Raw genomic sequence first — 2571 nt, 5'->3', positions numbered from 1 at the left:
AAACGTCTGAAGCTCATCCATTGAAAGTAAGAGTTGTTGAATAGACACAAAAAAAATCCGACTGAGGGTTCTCAGTCGGATTTTGGTAGCTGATCAGTTAATTTCAAACATTAAGTGAACAGCATTGGCATGATCAGCGGGGTTTTTTTATCCGGATATGATTTCAGTCCTGAAAGAGCTGAGGTTTCATATCGGCAGATTATGAGAAATAACGGCCCTGAGAAATCCTTTCCCAGATTTTCCCAAAGGTATTATCCAGAGTAGTCTCGGCAGCCAGTCCCAGTTTTCCGGCCAGACCTTTCTTCACTTCATAGCTGATCTGGATAATGTCCACTGAGTCTACCTTACTGTAAATATACTCATCACTGGTCATCACCTGATCAATCAGATTGTTCCCAAGGGCTTGACGACCGTACCAGATTTCTCCAGTGGCCACTTCATCGACATTCACTTGCTCTCTTTCTTCCTTGATGAAGTCTTTGAACAGTTCATGAGTATCCTGGATATCCTGCTTGAACTTATCACGGCCTTTCTCGGTATTCTCTCCAAGTAGGGTCAGTGTGCGCTTAAATTCACCAGCGGTATGCAGTTCAATATCAACATCATGCTTTTTAAGCAGCTTATTAATGTTCGGTAGCTGAGCCATGACACCAATAGAACCGATGACAGCAAAAGGAGCCGCAACAATCTGATTGGCAGTACATGCCATCATGTAACCACCACTGGCAGCCACCTTGTCGACAGCAATCGTAAATTTAACACCCCGATCTCTGATTCGCTGAAGCTGGGAGGCAGCCAGACCATAGGCATGAACCATACCTCCAGCACTTTCCAGTTTCAGGAGCACTTCATCATTATCATTGATAACCGACAGTACCGCTGTGATCTCTTCCCTGAGGGACTTGACGGCTGAAGCTTTGATATCGCCATGAAAATCAAGGACGTACAAACGAGATTTCGAATCTTTGTCTTTATCCTTTTTCTTGTCCTTCTCAGCTTTCTTCTTGTCTTTTGCAAGCTGCTTCAAACCTTCTTTATCAAGAATGGCATGCTGAAGATCATCTTTCAGGTGCTGGTAATGTTCATTCAGTTTCTTGATTTCAAGATGCCCTTTACTGATCTTTTTGGACTTTTGCCCCATTGCTGCCGCCGCAACAATAATGATCAGCAGTGCCACAACAAACGTGACCACTTTGGCAAGGAATAAGCCGTATTCCGCTAGATACTCCAAGAGAGCCTCCCAAATACATTTCAATATGATGGACTAAGGATACCTGAAAATGCGGGTTTGTTTTATGGCTTAAGTTACTTGTCAGTAGATTCATTCATCTTAATGCAGAACAAGAGAAATAAAACGGACGGTTCCAAGTTGAATAGATGCGGACTGATAACATCAGTCCTTCATTATCTTAACTGTTTAGATCTTGCACGGAGCTTAAATACACATATTCCATATGAGATATGATTGTATAATATTAAAGATCTATTAATTGGCGTGAAATGGTAAAGCTGGGAGGTATATCCGGCAGATTATCTCTTTGGAACCATTCAGCACTCACCAGCTCATCTTCCTCCAGACAAATATCGCCTGACTGATATTCAGCGTGATAGCCCAGCATCAATGCGTGGGGAAATGGCCAACTCTGGCTTAATTGGTACGTAACTTTTCCCACCTCAAGGCCAACCTCTTCCCTTATTTCTCTGACCACCGCTTCTTCTGCTGTTTCTCCGGGTTCAATAAACCCGGCAATGACAGTATGCATCGTTGTATTACGAAGATGTCGCTTATGTTGAACCAGCAATACTTCATTCCCTTTGTGAACAAGAACAATGATGCAAGGAGAAATCCTCGGGTAATAGGTCATCTCACAGACTGAGCAGACCCTAGCCCACTCCCCTTCACTCGACTTGCAAGGGCTGCCACAACGCCCACAGAATTGATGATCTTTTCTTGATCTTAGAATTTGAGAAGCGTGACTATAGAATGCCGCCATGGCATGAGGCTGCGATGCCATAAACTGGCGAGCATTGACAAGACTCCCCTCATCCGGGGCACTGTCCGTTTTTATCACCGAGACCGAAAAACGATCCAGCTTTCCGGTTCTGATCACTTCATGGCCATTCATCCAGGGTTGCCTTTCCCATAAGAATTCTCCAGTGGAATTCATCAGAATCTCATGACCACAAAGTATTAAAAAACGATCAGCAAGACCTCCGTCCGGAGTCCAGCCTGTAGCAGGTTGGTATTGATGCATGAATGTCTCTGCTCTCTTAGATGAGCCATTAGCCGGCAATTAGCAAACTAAGAGCCTTCGGGCTTAAGCTATCGAGCCTGAAGTCCGAGAAAAGCTCCTAGCGTAAGTTAATAGTGTGCCATTCAAAGGATTTCAAAAACAGTAACTTCTAGGAGTCTGTCGGACTTACCACTGACCTACTGCGAAAAAGCCTGATTTGGCCATTTTTTATGATTCTTTTCGTTGAATAGCTCGCTATTCGCCTCAAATAATCATAAAAACTGTCTCAAACCGGACTTTTCCTCGCTACGGTCGGCTAAGTCCGACAGGCTCCTAG

General features: G+C 44.0%; 2 protein-coding genes. Both read right to left on the bottom strand.

Annotated features, from left to right (window positions below):
* Positions 1–199: 199 nt before the first annotated feature.
* Complete coding sequence (gene sohB, locus ACR2PX_RS19160; protein ID WP_434000964.1) at positions 200–1231, bottom strand: protease SohB; 1032 nt, start codon at positions 1229–1231, stop codon at positions 200–202.
* A 244-nt stretch (positions 1232–1475) separates the two neighbouring features.
* Complete coding sequence (nudC, locus tag ACR2PX_RS19155) at positions 1476–2255, bottom strand: NAD(+) diphosphatase (protein ID WP_434000963.1); 780 nt, start codon at positions 2253–2255, stop codon at positions 1476–1478.
* Positions 2256–2571: the final 316 nt, after the last annotated feature.

This window comes from Endozoicomonas sp. (genome assembly GCF_051008435.1).
GTDB lineage: Bacteria > Pseudomonadota > Gammaproteobacteria > Pseudomonadales > Endozoicomonadaceae > Endozoicomonas_A.
Note: the sequence above shows the minus strand (reverse complement) of the source record. Positions and strands in the feature narration are given on the sequence as shown.